Below are 16,201 nucleotides of genomic sequence, written 5' to 3'. Positions count from 1 at the left end.
TTAAACAAAGAGCCAGAATCAATTCAAAACCTAGTTGATAACTGTGATAGCTCAAAAGGACTGCGCAAGTATATAGCTCAACACCCCACCACTCATCAAGTACTTAACCTCAGTTGCAGTTTGTACACAGCACTTGAGTTGAATGGATTGCTCTGAATCATCCTTTCTTTTAATGATACATTCTAGATTTCCACTTGGTACTACTTCACCTTTTATGCTCACCATCTCACTACCATCAAATATCTTTCTCGTTACTCCATCCTGAAATGCAAGTGGAAGAACACCCATACCGACCAAGTTGGACCTATGTATGCGTTCAAAACTTTCTGCAATCAGAGCTTTAATTCCCAGCAATGCAGTACCCTTTGCTGCCCAATCCCTACTTGAACCCGTACCATATTCTTTTCCTGCAATAACAACTAATGGAACAGCTTCTTTTTTATATTGCATTGCTGCATCAAAATTTGACATAGTTTCTTGAGAAGGAATATGTTTTGTATAGCCACCCTCAGCACTCACCATCTTATTTCTTATTCTGATATTAGCAAAGGTTCCACGCATCATTACATTGTGGTTACCGCGGCGAGATCCATATGAATTGAAATCTTGCGGTTCAACTCCAAGACCTTTTAAATATATGCCTGCAGGACTATTTGAGGCAATATTTCCAGCAGGGGAAATGTGGTCGGTAGTGACGCTATCGCCAAATATCGCTAGTATTTGCGCATTCTTTATATCAACTATGTTGCTTTTATTGTTCTTAATCGATAAATTATCAAAATAGGGAGGGTTTTGTATATAAGTGCTTTTCGCGTCCCAATCATAGATTTCACTTTTCTCACACTTTATCTTTTGCCAATGCTCATCACCAGAAAAAACATCCTTATACTTTTGTATGAACATTTCACGCGTCACAACACTTTTAACACAGCTCTCAACTTCACTATTTGTTGGCCATATATCTTTGAGATAAACATCACTTCCATTCTTATCTTTGCATATAGGATCTTTTGTCAGGTCAATTTTTACAGTACCTGCAAGTGCATACACAACAACAAGTGGCGGAGATGCCAAGTAATTCGCTTTGACTAAAGGATGGATTCTTCCTTCAAAGTTACGATTACCGGATAAAACTGATGCAACAGTCAAGTTTTTATCATTAATATCACTTTCTATATCTTCATTAAGCGGACCGGAGTTTCCAATACAAGTTGTACAGCCATACCCAACCAAATTAAAACCCAAAGCATTGAGATCTTCCTGTAACCCTGACTTTTCTAAATATTCTGTTACAACTTGTGACCCTGGAGCAAGAGAAGTTTTAACCCAAGGCTTTGATTTTAATCCAAGGTTGACTGCATTACTCGCTACAAGTCCAGCAGCAATCATTACACTTGGGTTTGAAGTATTAGTGCAGCTTGTTATTGCTGCAATAACTACACTTCCATCTTGGAGTTTATCACTTTCCTCTGACTTATTAACTGGAAATGATTTAGAAAAAGATTCTTCCACTTGCGAAAGAAAAACCTTATCTTGCGGTCTTTTTGGACCGGCCATTACTGGCTCTATGCTCGATAAATCAAGCTCCAGTGTGTCAAAGAACGCCAATTCGTCATTACTACGCCACAGCCCTTGTTCCTTCGCATAGACTTCAACCAATTTAACCAACTCTTTTGGCCTTCCGGTTAAGTTTAAATAATCTAGTGTCTTCTGATCAATTGGAAAGAATCCACAAGTTGCACCATACTCTGGAGCCATATTAGCTATGGTTGCTCTATCTGCCAAAGATAAACAATCTAAGCCACCACCATAAAATTCCACAAATCTGCCAACAACGCCTTTTGTTCTCAGGATATTAGTAATCGTTAGCACTAGATCAGTTGCTGTTACTCCATCTAAAAGTCTTCCTATTAATTTAAATCCTACTACTTCTGGAATTACCATACTAATTGGTTGACCAAGCATCACAGACTCAGCTTCTATTCCACCAACACCCCAACCAAGAACCGATAAACCATTTACCATAGTAGTGTGACTATCTGTACCGACCAAGGTATCTGGATATAGAACTCCGCTATCGTCACATACAACTTGTGCTAAATATTCAAGATTCACTTGGTGGCAAATTCCAGTACCTGGTGGCACTACTCTAAAATTTGTGAAGGACGACTCTCCCCATTTTAAGAATTGATATCTCTCCAGATTTCTTTTTACTTCCAGTGCAACGTTTTTACCAAATGCAGAAGTGTTTCCGTAACTATCTACTTGAACAGAGTGATCGATCACAAGATCAACAGTTACAGATGGATTTATTTTGCTTGGTTTACCTCCGTTTTTCTTCACATAATTACGCATTGAAGCTAAGTCAACGACAGCAGGAACCCCTGTGAAATCCTGCATCAAAACCCTTGCTGGCTTGTAGCTAATTTCGTGATTAATGTGTTTCTTGACGCAATTTGCTAATATCTTTATGTCATCTAATTTAACGCTTACTCCATCTTCGTTGCGCAATAAATTTTCAAGCAATACCTTGAGTGAACAAGGCAATTTGGTTAAATTTACTCCTAAGAATTCACCAGCTTTACTTAGGTTAAAGTAGTTATATAACCTTCCATCAATATTTAAAGTCGTCCTTGCATTTAAAGAATTGTTCATCCTATATTAGTTAAAATTGGAATTACTAGCGCTACTTTTTTGTTGTTGACTTTGCTGCTGATACATAGTTTCAAAATCTATAGGATCTAGCATAAGTGGAGGAAACCCACCACTACTTGTAGTCCTTGCAATTATTTCTCTTGCAAAAGGGAAAAGAAAAGTAGGTCCACCAATAAATAGAGCTTGTCTCACCTCTTCTTCACTTAGCTCTGTAAAGTTTTCTATTGAGAAAATACCGCAATACTTTACCTCGCAAATGAAAGCTATATCATCTTTTACATCTTCATCTTTTACCGTTGCTTTGGCTTCTATATGCAAAGTAATTTCATGAAAAGGCTTTTCTTCACTTATTCCTTTTTTATTTTCTGTTCCTTCTAATTTTGCTGAATTAATATTAACCATTACATTAATATCAGGAGTTCTACTAGAAGGAAGGAATGGCGAATTTGGATTCTCAAACGAAAAATCTTTGACATACTGAACATGAATTTTCATTTTGTGTTGTGACATTTCTTACGTCTCCTTTAATTAAGTTGAGATGTTTAATACTTTCCTATATAATATATCCATTTACAAATGAATAGTAAACCTAACTATAGGCTAATATGAAAAACATATTTTTATCAATAATTAATAATATTTAGATACTTTATATGTCAAGGAGTAAGTTACCATGATAGAGCTTGTAATATATGCTTTACTAGCGGCTTTTATTTTTTCACGCTTATATAATTCTTTAGGAAGATCATCCAGTCTCAATCTAAAAAAGCTAACAGGTGTATTAGATGTAAGTCCAAGTAAAGAGGATGTGGTAGAAAATGTCGAAGATTATACTTATGGCAATAACAAAAGTTCAATAGAAGCTACTTATGAACAAATATTACAAAAAAACAGAGAGTTCTCTATTTCCAATTTTATAGAAGGTTCAAGCATAGCTTTTGAACTAATAATAAAATATTTTAACCAAGGAAATTTACCTCAATTAAAATCCCTTCTGGACAAGGACTTATATAACAGTTTTGTGGATAAGATTAAACATCGTAAAGAGACACATGAGTCCATAATTGTTTCTATCGTTTCACAAAAGATCTTAGAAATAAAGCTAGTAAAAAACGTAGTATTTATTGCAGTATACTTCCTTTCAGAGCAAATTAACTTCGTTAAGAATGGTGAAGGAGAAATCATATCAGGTAGTACGTCTACTATTAACAAAGTTGAGGATGTATGGCAATTCAAAAAAAATATTAATTCATCAGATCCAACCTGGTTGCTTGTTTCCATTAACTACAAGAAGGCAAGTACCGATAAAAACTTAACAGCAAATGACAAGTAAGATTAGTTACACCAATGGAAAGTAGGATACGAGAAATAGTACTTGATACTGAAACTACAGGTCTTGACACTGAGTCTGGCCATCGAATTATTGAGATAGGATGTGTAGAACTAATTAACCGTATTCCAACAGGTAAAACATTTCATCGATATCTTAATCCAAAGAGAGATATACCTTACCACTCATTTAAGATTCATGGTATTAGTGAGGAGTTTTTGGAAGATAAGCCACTATTTTCAGATGTTGCACTTGAATTTCTTGACTTCATATCTAGTGACATCTTGGTAATTCATAATGCTGAGTTTGATATTAAGTTCCTTAATATGGAGTTAAACAAATTGAATGCCAGGTTAATTTCCTCAGATAGAGTGCTAGATACATTACCACTTGCAAGAAAAAAGTTTGTAGGATCACCTGCTTCTTTAAATGCATTATGCAAGCGTTTTGATATATCGCTAGAAGGTAGAGAGTTACACGGAGCATTAGTTGATGCTCAATTGCTTGCAAAGGTCTATGTTGAGCTTACAGGAGGATTGCAAACCTTTTTATTTAATAATGAATGTGCTCAGGACAATAACTCTACGTTTATTCAGCATAAAGTGCGTAATTTAGCCCACAGAGAACATTCACCAAGTATTAAAGAAATTGATGAGCATAAGAAATTGTTAGATAAAATTAACAACCCACTTTGGAAGGAACATATTGAATCAATCAACTAATCAATATATGATTTAACTTTATTGGAAACGCTTTAATGATAAAGTTTATAAGGTTATTGTCTAGTTTGCTAATAACAGTAGCAGCTATCTTCTTAGGTTATTGTTATTTTACCAAGCAAGGCATATTTGTTTCACAAAATACAGAAATTAAGGTAGGTGGGGATTTTTCTTTGATCAATCAAGACGGACAAACAGTACGCAGTAGTGATTTTAAAAATAAGTATATGATGATTTTTTTCGGATTTTCCTCATGCAAAAGAATTTGCCCTATGAATCTCGGCATAATTTCAGAAGCACTTGCAAAGTTAGATAAGAAAACTGACAATAAGCTACAAACATTTTTTATCACAGTTGATCCTGAGCGCGATAACACAGAAAGGCTTAAAGAATTTCAGCAGCAATTTGACCATAGAATACAAATGCTAACTGGTGAAAGAAAAAAAATAGATGAAGTAGTTGCAAAGTATAAAGTATATGCAAGTAAAGTAGATGGAGAAGAGGAAATTAACCATTCTTCAGTGATATACCTTATTAGCCCTGAAGGAAAATATGTAACACACTTTGTAGCTGATTTAAATTCAGATGAAAGTCAATCTGATAAGATTCTGGCTGAGATAAAAAAATATGTAAGCTGAACTAAAGAGCTTAGCTTACTTTAAATTTATGCTAACAGGTATTTTGATTAAACTAAGTCGTTTTTTTAATTTTTTCTAGGATCAACTCAGCAGCTTTTTGTTCAGCAATTTTCTTACTAGGAGCGCATGCAGAAACTTTGCCATAACTCTCTATGCAAGCTGATATAGTAAATTCAGGATTGTGTGCTGGTCCAATTTGTTTTACAAGCTCATACTTCGGTAAAGGTAATTTATTTCTCTGAGTCCATTCTTGCAGTGAAGTTTTAGGATCTTGAGGAGGATCGAGGATGTCCTTAGCTAGCTTTTCCCAATGTCGGATAATAAATTTCTCAACACTCTCAAGTCCGCCGTCAATATAAATTGCACCTATTAGTGCTTCAAGCGAATTTTCTAAATTTTTTAAGTTACATTTTCCTCCGTTACAACGTTCACTATTATTCATGATAATAAAGTTACCTAACTCTATTTCTTTAGCAACATTAGCAATGGTACTGCCACAAACTAAATCCGTTTTTCTTTTTGCCAATGCTCCTTCTTTTTCTTCAGGAAACATTTTAAACAGCATAACAGACACAACCATATTCAAAACACTATCGCCCAAAAACTCTAGCCTTTCGTAGCTTACAACCTGGTCTTCGCTATTTCTCTTATTTACGCTTGGGTGGGTTAATGCCTCTTCTAATATTGCATAATCTGTAAATTTATAATTAATAACTTTAGATATTGTATCGTTCAAAGCTCTCATATTAATCATTCAATAGAAAAACACTCTCTATCATACCTCTACACTAAAAAGTTAGCTCTATTTCACTAAGACAATATCCATAACTTCTAAAATGTACAGTCTAATGTATACAACCTACTGCTTCAGCAACATTACTAAATCCATCTCTTCTGACCAATTCCGCAAGTTCCAGGTTGATTTTGTTCACAACTTGATGCCCCTGGTATACAAGAGCAGTATACAGTTGTACTAAAGAGGCTCCTGCCTTTATTTTTTCATATGCATCAACACCACTTGAAATTCCTCCGCATCCTATCAATAGAATTCTGCTTTTAGTAAGCTTGTACATGTCACTCAATAACTCGGTTGAAAGTTGAAATAATGGCCTGCCGCTCAACCCACCACTCTCATTATAGTAAGAATCTCGACTTATCGTAGTGTTGCTCACTATTAAGCCGTCAATTTTATATTCTAGTGCAAGCTCAGCGATATTTTCTTTTGTTTGCTGATCTATATCTGGAGAAATTTTTAATATTATCGGTATCGATTCAGAGCTATCAATTGATTTTTTGGTTAGAGTAATAGACTTCAACAACTTAGATAATTCTTGTTTGTTGTGTAAATCACGCAAGTTAGGTGTATTTGGGGATGAGATGTTCAGTACTATATAATTACTCTTTCCATATACTATCTTTATTAAGTCAACATAATCGCTGATTTGGTCCTTTGATGTACTGTTCTTTCCTATATTGATGCCAAAAATGCAATTATCAAGCTTAGTTTCACTTATCTGCTTAAGAAAATAGTCCACCCCTTTATTATTGAATCCCAATCTATTAATTATTCCTTCATCTTTAATTAACCGAAAAATTCTCGGTTTTTTGTTTCCATATTGGGGATATTTAGTTACAGTACCAGCCTCAATAAATCCAAAACCAAATGAGAGCATGGGCATTAGAACTTCTGCATTCTTATCAAAGCCTGCGGCAAGACCCACAGGACTTCTAAGTTTATTACCAAAAAAGTTTACATTTAAAGACTCTGGTAGCTCTATAGGTTTCTTAAAGGGCATTTTTTTTAACGCCATTATTACCAAGAAGTGAGCAATTTCAGGTGATAGCAAAAATAGTAAATTACGCAATATCATTTTGTAAAACACTTTGCTCATTTTTAGTTTATTTTTTACCATGCAACAAGAATAACTTAGAAAGACTGAGGTTTATCTAAATAGTAAGTATATAGTTTCTATGCAGAGAAAAAACTAATTTTTCTGAAGGGAAACAACAACTTGATTAGTATTTTTATCTAGTAATTCTAGATAGCCAAATTTGTTAATTTGAGATTTTATTAGTGTAGGAATCTTATTTTGATTTAAATAAAATCAATGATCTAATTCGAGTAAGAGGCCGGGACCGGAATTGAACCGGTATAAAAGGATTTGCAGTCCTCCGCATAAGCCATTCTGCCACCCAGCCATTTTTTACGCGTAGATATTAATTATATCTTTTAGCATAGATAAAGCTTCTTCTCTTTTGCGTTGAAAAGTATTACGCCCAATTATTGAGCCATTACCACCGCCTTGCTTAATTTCTTTTACCTCACTACTTATATCACCCACTGACTTTGACTCACCACCAGAGAAAACTACTATTCTTTTTCCTGCAAAGCAAGACTTTTTAATATATTCAATTCTTTTGAACAATGATTCAATATTTTCTATTTTTTCTCTTTCCATATGGTTGGTTGGAAGTTTTACTTTTATTATGTTGGCACCGAGCAAAGCCGCTATATGCGCAGCATAAGCAATGATATCAACTGCTGTTTCACCTTCTTTGGAAATCCCTTCACCACGTGGATAAGACCATAGCACTACAGCAAGGCCACAAGATTTAGCCTCAGCTATAATTTTGCGAGCTTCTTCCATCATATCAAAACACTTAGCAGAACCAGGATATATAGTAAACCCAACAGCCACACATCCCAAACGTAGAGCATCTTTTACAGAGGAAGTTATTGCTTGATCTGAAGTTAAGCTTTTTGAGTGCAAAGAGTTAGCGCTATTAAGCTTCAAAATAAGTGGTAGCATTCCAGCATAAGTTGAAGCACCAGCTTCGATCATACCAAGCGGAGCAGCGTATGCACTTACTCCTGAATCAACTGCAAGCTGAAAATGATAATGTGGATCGTAAGCATCAGGGTTAACTTCAAAACTTTTTATTGGTCCATGCTCAAATCCCTGGTCTACAGGGAGAATTACTAACTTGCCAGTTCCACCAAGTTTCCCATGCATAAGAATGCGAGTAAGATTCGCTTTTACTCCAGGGTTTTCACTTTCGTAGTAACTTAGGATTTGTTTTACTTCTTCACTCATTAATATCTTCAAATTTACTCAAAGTGTAGCAAAAACTATAGTTGAAGCAAAGACCTTTTTATGCTCTTGTTCCTACCCCTATATTTAAAGGTGTAACTTTAGGATCAGTATTATGATGTTGTGGTTTTTCTTGAACTAAATCTTCAAAATACATTTTAACAATAGGAAGAACGAGCGGCATAAGTACTAATTTGTAGTCATACCATGCAAATTTTTCTTTATAACTAAATTAAGCATCTTCTTCATATAAACACTGGTTACAGTATTCACCATGTAGTTCAAAAGCTTTTATAAAAGTTCTAAGTAAAGCAATAAGTAATAAATCTAATACTAAATTAGCAATAAGCACCATTCCATATTGAACAGGCCAGCCATTTTGTGCAATTTCCGATACTAAACTGCACATAGTAAACGCTGCTGCTATACACAGCACACAATTATCAGCAGCAATAAGTAGATTGTATCTTCTATTTAACCTATCTAGATTTTCTTCTTGTGAGCCTCTTTGTTTACTCGCTGCATAGATTATACTATATAAGGATATAATAAATAGCCATGGCCAAACTCCGATGCTGAATGCATAAAATTTATAAGAAATATTTTGCACTTTGCCACTGTTAGCAAGTTGTGATAAGCAATATTTGACTTGAGGCGACGGACCAAGTACCAAATTTACTAATATAAAAAATAAACGTGCTCTATTTACAGCTTTCTCTCTACGCAATAGAATCTCATTGATTCTCCTTCGTTTTTCCTGCACTTCTCGCTGTAATGTTATAGATATACCGGGAGTTCTTCCTGCTTTTAAGTCGTTAAGATATTTCTCTAGCTTATCTTTGTCTGCACTAAGTTTTTTAAACTTTTCTTCAGCTATTTTTTCTCTTTCTCTCCTGCTACTACTTTATCAGGGTGACATTTTAATGAAGCTCTTCTAAAGTGCCGCTCAACTAACTTAAGTACATCATCAAACTCCTGGCTTATTACTTCTTCTGCTTTTATTCCCAGCCTTGAAAATAAGTTCTGTAAATCTTGATTACTGTAATGTTGATCTCTGGTTAAACTTGCCACTACAGCCTCATTAAAAAACAGCGATTCTACTACAAATTTAACACTCAAGCAAGAATTTAAACTATATCAAAAGCAATTCCGTGTTTACCAATATAAATCCTTAATTTTTTTCCTTTAATTAATCGACGATTCAGTATTTCTTCAGCCAAATGACTTTTTATCTCTTTTTCAATCAGCCTCTCTATCGGGCGTGCCCCCATCTCTTTGCTATAACCTGTTTGAGCAAGATAAGACTTTACTTCTTCTTCCACTGAGCAGCTTATACCCTTTTGCACAAGTTGTTTTTTTAATTCCTGAATAAATTTATCCACAATGTTCAAAATGACATCCGCACCCAAATCAGAAAAGGAAATGACTGCATCAAGACGGTTACGAAATTCAGGGCTAAAAACCCGTTCCATTGCTTTTTCACTGTCACTGATGTTAAAGTTTTTATACCCAAAGCCAATAGAACTTTTGTTGCGTTCAAATGCCCCTGCATTGGTTGTCATAATTAAAATCGTATTGGAAAAATTAACCTTACGTCCGTAAGTGTCTGTAACACAACCATAATCCATGATTTGTAGTAATATATTGTAAATATCACTATGAGCTTTCTCAATTTCATCAAGAAGTACCACGCTATATTGATTATTAGATACAGATTCTGTAAGCAATCCACCTTGTTCGTAACCCACATATCCAGGAGGGGAACCAATCATTCTAGATATTGTGTGAGGTTCCATATACTCAGACATATCAAACCTGATAAGGTTCATACCCATATTTTGTGCTAGTTGTTTCGCAAGCTCAGTCTTACCTACACCAGTTGGCCCTGCAAAAAGATACTTTGCCAAGGGTTTATCGTAACCTCTCAGACCAGATTTAGCAATTTTAATAGAATTAACGAGAAACTCTATCGCTTGCTCTTGACCAAAAATGGCCCTATTGAGATTTTCTTTCAAAGATTTTACTCTTTGCATATCATCAAACCCGCAAGGTACTTTTGTAATCCTAGCGATAGTACTCTTAATGTCTCTACTGTTTATAATTTTTCGCCTGCTTTTTTGTGACTTACAATATGCCCCTGCTTCATCTATAACATCAACTGCTTTATCAGGTAATATTCTCCCAGTAATATACTTGTGTGAAAGTTCAGCTGCAGATTTAATGGCATGTTTCGTGTAATATACTCCATGATGCCTTTCATAGTAATGCTTTATACCATCTAGTATCTTTACTGTATCATTAATAGAAGACTCTTTTACATTAATTTTTTGAAACCTCCTTGCTAATGCTTTATCCCTTTCAAAGCTATTGCTATATTCTCTATATGTAGTTGCACCTATACAGCGCAACGCACCTCTTGCAAGTGCAGGTTTGAGCAGATTGCCAGCATCAAGAAAGCTGCCACTTGTTGAACCTGCTCCAATAATAGTGTGTATTTCATCAATGAAAAGAATAGCGCCAGGTTTTGCCTCAATTACTTTTATTATAGATTTTATTCTCTCTTCGAAGTCACCTCTATAGCGTGTTCCTGCAAGAAGTGATCCTAAATCCAAAGCATAAATTATGCTGGATCTCAGTGCACTCGGAACACTACCTTCAATAATTTTCAATACCAAGCCTTCAACTATTGTTGTTTTACCAACACCTGGTTCTCCGACATATAAAGGGTTATTTTTTGTGCGTCTTAGCAAGATTTCTATAGTGCGATTTAATTCATAATCACGACCAATGACATAATCTATTTTTTTGCTTCTTGCATAGTCATTTAAATTTCTACAATAATTTTGTAGAATTTCTTCATCTCTTAACAATTCACCTTTATTTGCTACAGTAGAGATATCGTTATTCTTATCAAGTTTTATCTTGCGATTAGTTACATATTCTTCTGTATCACCTGAATATTTTATATTGGATATGTTATAAATTAAATTAGAATCCTTTGCATTCTGTTTGCGTAATAGCTCTTCAATGTATAAATCTTGCTCAGACAGAATCTCTAATAGAATACTTGCCCCATTTATTTCTTTTCTTCCCAGACGATGAGCTCGTATCACGGCTTTATGTATTATGCGTTGAAATAGCACATCAGGCTCAACTTTATTGACAGTTAATTCGGAGTTGTCTTGTAAAAAATCTTTTGTATTATTACCATGATCATTCCTTAATATGATATTATCTATGTTTATGATTTCACCAGCTCTGATGTTGCATCTTGATAAAACATAATTTACATCCACATCTTTGGTTAATGCTAGCAACAAATGTTCCACTTTTGCGTATTTAAGCTTACAATCAGAAGCAATCTGTAACGCTCTATTTAAACTTGCCTCTAAATTTTTAGAAATCATCTATTCTCTTTAAAAGTGTAAATTTATATATGATCAGTAGCACACAATTATTAAAAAAACTAAAATCTAGCAGCTCGTTGTAGCCAAATTGAATGAAGCTACAGGTTATAGTCCACACAGCCTAACATTATACCGTTGTGACAATCTCAAAACATTATAAGCAGGGGAATTAAGATTATCAAATTGTAGCTAAATCCAATTTGGGCTAGGTATATATTCTTTCTACCATCCTCCAATCACTTCACTTTGCAGTAAGCTTACTGGAGCTTTTAAAGAATAGAAGAATAGTTAAGTACATTAATACGCTTTTTCTAGCACTCTACTTTTCTTCTTAAATACATTGATCTTTTTTCTACCGTATTTAGCCTTTAACGCACTTGGCCTTTTAAAGATCTTTTTGCCGTTACGTTTTTGAGGTTGCATACTACAATCAAAATTTGGCTCTCCTTCTTTATCTGCTAGTGCAGGCAGTCTTCTCTGATCTTGAGGTGTAATAAAAGATAATGCAAATCCTTCAGCTCCCGCACGTGCAGTTCTACCTATACGATGAACATAATCAGCTTGCGATTGTGGTACATCATAATTGATAACATGTTGAATGTGCGGAATATCAAGGCCGCGAGAAGCAACATCTGTTGCAACCATGATTCGATTGCGGCCACGACGAAAAGAATTAATGACTCTTTCACGCTTGTGCTGCCTTAAATCACCATGAATTGCCAAAGCGCTATAGTCATCTTTGTGCAATTTGTCAGCTAGCTGATCCGCTCCTCGCTTTGTTTTGACAAAAATAATGATCGATCCTTTGCGCTGACATAATTGTGTAACAAGTTTTCCATATTTTTCTGATTCTGACGCATAAACAATTTCTTGCTTAATTTTTGCAGCAGTTGTAGCCTGACAATCAACAGAAACACGCTCTGGCTGATTAAGGTACTTCTCAGTAAGTTTAACTATATCACTAGGAAGAGTTGCAGAAAACATAAGAGTCTGACGTATTTTTGGCAGATGTTTCATGATCCCTTCAATTTGAATTCCAAAGCCCATATCAAACATACGATCCGTTTCATCAAGCACAAGAGTGCTGACATTGCGAGTAATCAAAGCTTTACGCTCAATATGATCCATAATACGACCAGGAGTACCTATTATGATTTGTGGTTTTTTCTGAAGCTGATTTAGCTGCCTAAAAATAGGCTCACCTCCAATCAACAAAGCGACTCTTAGTACAGAATTTTGAGATAAGAGTTTTCTTATCTCATTTGTTACCTGATGAGCAAGCTCTCTGGTTGGCACGATGACTAAAGCTGAACCAATGCTTGGCTCATTCAGTAATTTAGCAACCAGTGGAATAGCAAATGCCAAAGTCTTTCCAGTTCCCGTTTGAGCAGATCCAAGGATATCTTTGCCCTGGAGAGCTAGAGGAATCGCTTGCATTTGAATCGGGGTTGGAACACAAAGATTATTTTTACTTAGAGCTTGCCTAAGCAAAGTTGGAAGCCCCATTTCATGAAAATTACTCACAATACATTACCCTATTAAAAAGCTTCACGATAGACTAATCTTCTAATCTTAAATTTATTGCAGACTTTTTATCTTCCCCGTTTCTACCACGCTCCTCTTTAAGCTCATAACTTACTCTTTCCCCTTTTATTCCTTTCTTTTTATCCTCTCCTCGAAGTGTATCAGGTCTTATTCCTGAACGTTCTAATGTACTAACATGCACAAAAACGTCCTCACCTTTACCTTCTGGCTTGATGAAACCATAGCCTTTTTCAACATTAAACCATTTTATATTACCAAATTCCATATGGATAACTCCTAAACTACCAACTAATATTATTAATGTGATGAAAAACTTTGAAATTACGATTTAGAATGCTTTAAGCTTAGTTACTGCAACTAAACTTCTATACTCCATAGTCTATTCTTAACATTACATAGTAGTAGTACACAATTATTGTACTTAATGCAACTAAAATTTTAATCACCAAGTGAACCTGCCACTGTCATTTCGCTAACTTTAATCGTTGGTGAATTAAACTGCCCACAGAAAGTTAGGTCATTTGCAACAACTAAATTGCTAAACATATTTTTCAAATTGTCGGCAACAGTAATCTCGTGTATTGGATACGTTATTTTACCATTTTCTATAAAAAATCCGCATGCACCTTGACTATAATCGCCATTGATTAAATTAACACCAAAACCAAATAAATCAGTTACATATATTCCTTCTTTTACTTCTTCAATTAATTCCTTAAACGATCTATTACCATTTTTGAAATAGAAATTACTAGCTGAAGGAATAATTGCAGCATTACTTGCACGAGTTGCATTTGCGGTCGTTTCCAAGTTTAATTTCCTAGCCGAATATAGATCTAAAATCAAGTTTTGCAGTACTCCATTTTTTACAAATTCATTTCTTCTGCTCATTATTCCTTCCCCGTCAAACGGTCTTGATGTTATACCCCTTGGTAACAATGGGTCATCAATAATGTCAATCTCAGAATTAAAAATTTGAGTATTTAAACTATTTCTCAAAAAAGAGCTATTATTTACAATATTGCTACCATTTATGGCAGAAGCAAAGCTCTTTACTAGCTCTTTTGCTGCTCTTTTTTCAAAAACAACCGGAAATTTGCCCGTCCTGATTGTACATGAATCCAATTGATCTACTGCTCTTTTTGCTGCTTCTTTCCCTATTGACTCCGGTGTTTTTAAATCACTGAAGTTGCATGCTACATCGTAATCGTAGCCTATTTTCATTTCACTCTTTTCTCCAGCAACAACAGAAACCTGATTAACAAAAGTTGACTTACTAAATGAACCAACAAAACCAGAAACGGTTGATAATACTGTATTTACTGAAGTATGTGAAGATGAAGCTCCTTCGGAATTAATAATATTTTTATGTGCAAGAGCTGAATTTTCTGTAGCTTCAGTCATTTCTTTTAATTTATTAATTGTTACAACATTATTATCTGAGATATTTAAATCTGCAGAAGAGATATAATTACTGCCATCTATAGCAAAACTAATATAAGGATCTTCCTGGGCATTCTTTGCCATTTCCACCACTTGGCTCACTGCACTACTAAGATTATTCAAATCATTTGTGGAAATATACGCAGCTTTGTTCTTACCTGCTATAGCTCTAATTCCGACAGTACAGTTTTTAGATTGTGATATTTGTTCAATTTTTGATAGACGCTGAGAAACCGAGGTCTTATTAGTTTCATATATTGTAACTTCTGCGTCTTGATTCTGCTTTTTTATTAGTTTAGTGATATCTGCTGCAATATTTAATATATTCATTTTTCATTCCTTGAGTTTCTATAAAGATTCTGCACCACCTATCACTTCAATCAAATCAGTTGTAATTGCTGCTTGACGAGAACGATTATAAAGTAATGCTAGTTTATTTAGCATTTCTTTTGTATTTCTGTTTGCTGATTCCATAGCAACCATCCTAGCACTATTTTCACTTGCTGCACTTTCAAGTAAAGCAGAATAAAGAGCAGCTGTAACATAATCTTGAGTCAAAGATTTTAAAATAAACTCAACATTTTGTGGTTCATACTCATAACTATAATCTGTTAGAGGACTAACTACAGAATTATCAATTAATAATGAGTCTTTACTCCATGGTTTTATTGTTTCTAATATTGGCTTTTGCATGAAGGTATTATAGAATTTACTGTAAAAAACCTTAACTTTATTGTATTTACTTAGACCTATATCACTAACCAAGGCTTCCACACGCTTTAGTGTGATTCCCTTACTATTTTCAAACTTCAAGATATTTTTAGAATTAAATCTATCTTTGCCTGTCTCAAAAGCTTTCTTGCCAAAAAAAACAATGTCTACTTTCTTATCATTTGCAATTAATTTGTTTATATGCTCCTGACTGAATTTAACAACAGAGGAGTTGAAACTGCCACATAAACCACGATCAGATGCAATAATAAATACTAGGAAAGAATCTTCATTATTGATATTTAGAATTCTTGCTAGTAACTCTTGATCCGCTGATAGCGCTAGTGAAGAAATAATGCTATGCAGCTTAGATATATGCAATTTTGAATTTGATAATTTCTTTTGGCTTTGTAATAATTTTGCTGCAGAAACCATTTTCATTATTTTCGTGATTTTCTGCACAGACTTAATATTTTTAATTCTTAAGGATAATTCCTTTAAGCTCTTCATTTTATATATATAATTCTAATTTATCAAAATATATAACTGGTAATGTCTAAAAACAAGTTTTTTTGACATTGGAGTCAAACCCAACTAAGAAACTCACAGATTTACTGTTTTGAGATAAAGATTACATTAAAGCAATCTCGATGTAAAAGTA

16 protein-coding genes and 1 tRNA gene are annotated in these 16,201 nt (G+C 34.5%); 3 read left to right on the top strand and 14 right to left on the bottom strand.

Features of this window, described 5'->3' with window-relative positions; genetic code table 11:
- Window positions 1–51 precede the first annotated feature (51 nt).
- Together acnA and secB are read right to left on the bottom strand one after the other, a co-directional pair.
- Complete coding sequence (gene acnA, locus wTKK_RS03830; protein ID WP_407512166.1) at window positions 52–2,655, bottom strand: aconitate hydratase AcnA; 2,604 nt, start codon at window positions 2,653–2,655, stop codon at window positions 52–54.
- A 6-nt stretch (window positions 2,656–2,661) separates the two neighbouring features.
- Window positions 2,662–3,165, bottom strand: a complete 504-nt coding sequence (gene secB / locus wTKK_RS03825; protein WP_407512165.1) for a protein-export chaperone SecB — start codon at window positions 3,163–3,165, stop codon at window positions 2,662–2,664.
- 163 nt (window positions 3,166–3,328) lie between these two features.
- On the opposite strand from secB, the gene wTKK_RS03820 reads away from it, so the two are divergent.
- From wTKK_RS03820 to wTKK_RS03810, 3 genes are read left to right on the top strand one after another with little or no spacing between them, the layout of a single operon-like run.
- Entirely contained in the window at window positions 3,329–3,988 is a 660-nt protein-coding gene (locus wTKK_RS03820) for a Tim44/TimA family putative adaptor protein (protein ID WP_407512164.1), read from the top strand.
- A 14-nt stretch (window positions 3,989–4,002) separates the two neighbouring features.
- On the top strand, window positions 4,003–4,707 hold the full coding sequence (dnaQ, locus tag wTKK_RS03815; RefSeq protein ID WP_407512163.1) for a DNA polymerase III subunit epsilon: 705 nt from the start codon (window positions 4,003–4,005) through the stop codon (window positions 4,705–4,707).
- Window positions 4,708–4,742: 35 nt separating this feature from the next.
- Complete coding sequence (locus wTKK_RS03810) at window positions 4,743–5,342, top strand: SCO family protein (protein WP_407512162.1); 600 nt, start codon at window positions 4,743–4,745, stop codon at window positions 5,340–5,342.
- A gap of 52 nt (window positions 5,343–5,394) precedes the next feature.
- Here the strand turns inward: wTKK_RS03810 and rnc are convergent, their stop codons facing one another.
- The 12 genes from rnc to atpG all read right to left on the bottom strand — a co-directional run bounded on the left by rnc (window position 5,395) and on the right by atpG (window position 16,050).
- On the bottom strand, window positions 5,395–6,087 hold the full coding sequence (gene rnc, locus wTKK_RS03805) for a ribonuclease III (protein WP_407512242.1): 693 nt from the start codon (window positions 6,085–6,087) through the stop codon (window positions 5,395–5,397).
- A gap of 100 nt (window positions 6,088–6,187) precedes the next feature.
- Entirely contained in the window at window positions 6,188–7,255 is a 1,068-nt protein-coding gene (locus wTKK_RS03800; RefSeq protein WP_407512161.1) for a quinone-dependent dihydroorotate dehydrogenase, read from the bottom strand.
- 214 nt (window positions 7,256–7,469) lie between these two features.
- A tRNA-Cys gene (locus wTKK_RS03795) sits at window positions 7,470–7,541 on the bottom strand.
- 5 nt (window positions 7,542–7,546) lie between these two features.
- Window positions 7,547–8,437, bottom strand: a complete 891-nt coding sequence (locus wTKK_RS03790; protein ID WP_407512159.1) for a class I fructose-bisphosphate aldolase — start codon at window positions 8,435–8,437, stop codon at window positions 7,547–7,549.
- A gap of 58 nt (window positions 8,438–8,495) precedes the next feature.
- Entirely contained in the window at window positions 8,496–8,618 is a 123-nt protein-coding gene (locus tag wTKK_RS03785; protein WP_407512157.1) for a hypothetical protein, read from the bottom strand.
- Window positions 8,619–8,666: 48 nt separating this feature from the next.
- Window positions 8,667–9,161, bottom strand: a complete 495-nt coding sequence (locus wTKK_RS03780; RefSeq protein ID WP_407512156.1) for a hypothetical protein — start codon at window positions 9,159–9,161, stop codon at window positions 8,667–8,669.
- Between the two features lie 146 nt (window positions 9,162–9,307).
- Window positions 9,308–9,553, bottom strand: a complete 246-nt coding sequence (locus tag wTKK_RS03775; protein ID WP_407512153.1) for a hypothetical protein — start codon at window positions 9,551–9,553, stop codon at window positions 9,308–9,310.
- A gap of 8 nt (window positions 9,554–9,561) precedes the next feature.
- Window positions 9,562–11,841 carry an AAA family ATPase gene (locus wTKK_RS03770; RefSeq protein WP_407512152.1) on the bottom strand — a complete coding sequence of 760 codons (2,280 nt, stop codon included), beginning with the start codon at window positions 11,839–11,841 and terminating at the stop codon, window positions 9,562–9,564.
- A 297-nt stretch (window positions 11,842–12,138) separates the two neighbouring features.
- Window positions 12,139–13,365 carry a DEAD/DEAH box helicase gene (locus wTKK_RS03765; RefSeq protein ID WP_407512150.1) on the bottom strand — a complete coding sequence of 409 codons (1,227 nt, stop codon included), beginning with the start codon at window positions 13,363–13,365 and terminating at the stop codon, window positions 12,139–12,141.
- A gap of 34 nt (window positions 13,366–13,399) precedes the next feature.
- On the bottom strand, window positions 13,400–13,651 hold the full coding sequence (locus tag wTKK_RS03760) for a cold-shock protein (protein ID WP_407512149.1): 252 nt from the start codon (window positions 13,649–13,651) through the stop codon (window positions 13,400–13,402).
- 173 nt (window positions 13,652–13,824) lie between these two features.
- Window positions 13,825–15,159, bottom strand: coding sequence for a TldD/PmbA family protein (locus wTKK_RS03755; RefSeq protein WP_407512148.1), 1,335 nt, complete (start codon window positions 15,157–15,159; stop codon window positions 13,825–13,827).
- A gap of 18 nt (window positions 15,160–15,177) precedes the next feature.
- The gene (gene atpG / locus wTKK_RS03750; protein ID WP_407512147.1) at window positions 15,178–16,050 is read right to left on the bottom strand and encodes an ATP synthase F1 subunit gamma; all 873 of its coding nucleotides are present in this window, start codon (window positions 16,048–16,050) and stop codon (window positions 15,178–15,180) included.
- Window positions 16,051–16,201: the final 151 nt, after the last annotated feature.

Source organism: Wolbachia endosymbiont of Trichogramma kaykai, assembly GCF_045765165.1.
Lineage (GTDB): Bacteria > Pseudomonadota > Alphaproteobacteria > Rickettsiales > Anaplasmataceae > Wolbachia.
The sequence above is the reverse complement of the archived record's forward strand: the minus strand, read 5'-3'. Positions and strand labels throughout refer to the sequence as shown.

Excerpts from the sequence above, each read along its gene's own strand:
- acnA (WP_407512166.1), bottom strand. The coding sequence starts at position 2,655 with ATGAACAATTCTTTAAATGCAAGGACGACTTTAAATATTGATGGAAGG.
- secB (WP_407512165.1), bottom strand. The coding sequence starts at position 3,165 with ATGTCACAACACAAAATGAAAATTCATGTTCAGTATGTCAAAGATTTT.
- wTKK_RS03820 (WP_407512164.1), top strand. The coding sequence starts at position 3,329 with ATGATAGAGCTTGTAATATATGCTTTACTAGCGGCTTTTATTTTTTCA.
- dnaQ (WP_407512163.1), top strand. The coding sequence starts at position 4,003 with ATGGAAAGTAGGATACGAGAAATAGTACTTGATACTGAAACTACAGGT.
- wTKK_RS03810 (WP_407512162.1), top strand. The coding sequence starts at position 4,743 with ATGATAAAGTTTATAAGGTTATTGTCTAGTTTGCTAATAACAGTAGCA.
- rnc (WP_407512242.1), bottom strand. The coding sequence starts at position 6,087 with ATGAGAGCTTTGAACGATACAATATCTAAAGTTATTAATTATAAATTT.
- wTKK_RS03800 (WP_407512161.1), bottom strand. The coding sequence starts at position 7,255 with ATGGTAAAAAATAAACTAAAAATGAGCAAAGTGTTTTACAAAATGATA.
- wTKK_RS03790 (WP_407512159.1), bottom strand. The coding sequence starts at position 8,437 with ATGAGTGAAGAAGTAAAACAAATCCTAAGTTACTACGAAAGTGAAAAC.
- wTKK_RS03785 (WP_407512157.1), bottom strand. The coding sequence starts at position 8,618 with ATGCCGCTCGTTCTTCCTATTGTTAAAATGTATTTTGAAGATTTAGTT.
- wTKK_RS03770 (WP_407512152.1), bottom strand. The coding sequence starts at position 11,841 with ATGATTTCTAAAAATTTAGAGGCAAGTTTAAATAGAGCGTTACAGATT.
- wTKK_RS03760 (WP_407512149.1), bottom strand. The coding sequence starts at position 13,651 with ATGGAATTTGGTAATATAAAATGGTTTAATGTTGAAAAAGGCTATGGT.
- wTKK_RS03755 (WP_407512148.1), bottom strand. The coding sequence starts at position 15,159 with ATGAATATATTAAATATTGCAGCAGATATCACTAAACTAATAAAAAAG.
- atpG (WP_407512147.1), bottom strand. The coding sequence starts at position 16,050 with ATGAAGAGCTTAAAGGAATTATCCTTAAGAATTAAAAATATTAAGTCT.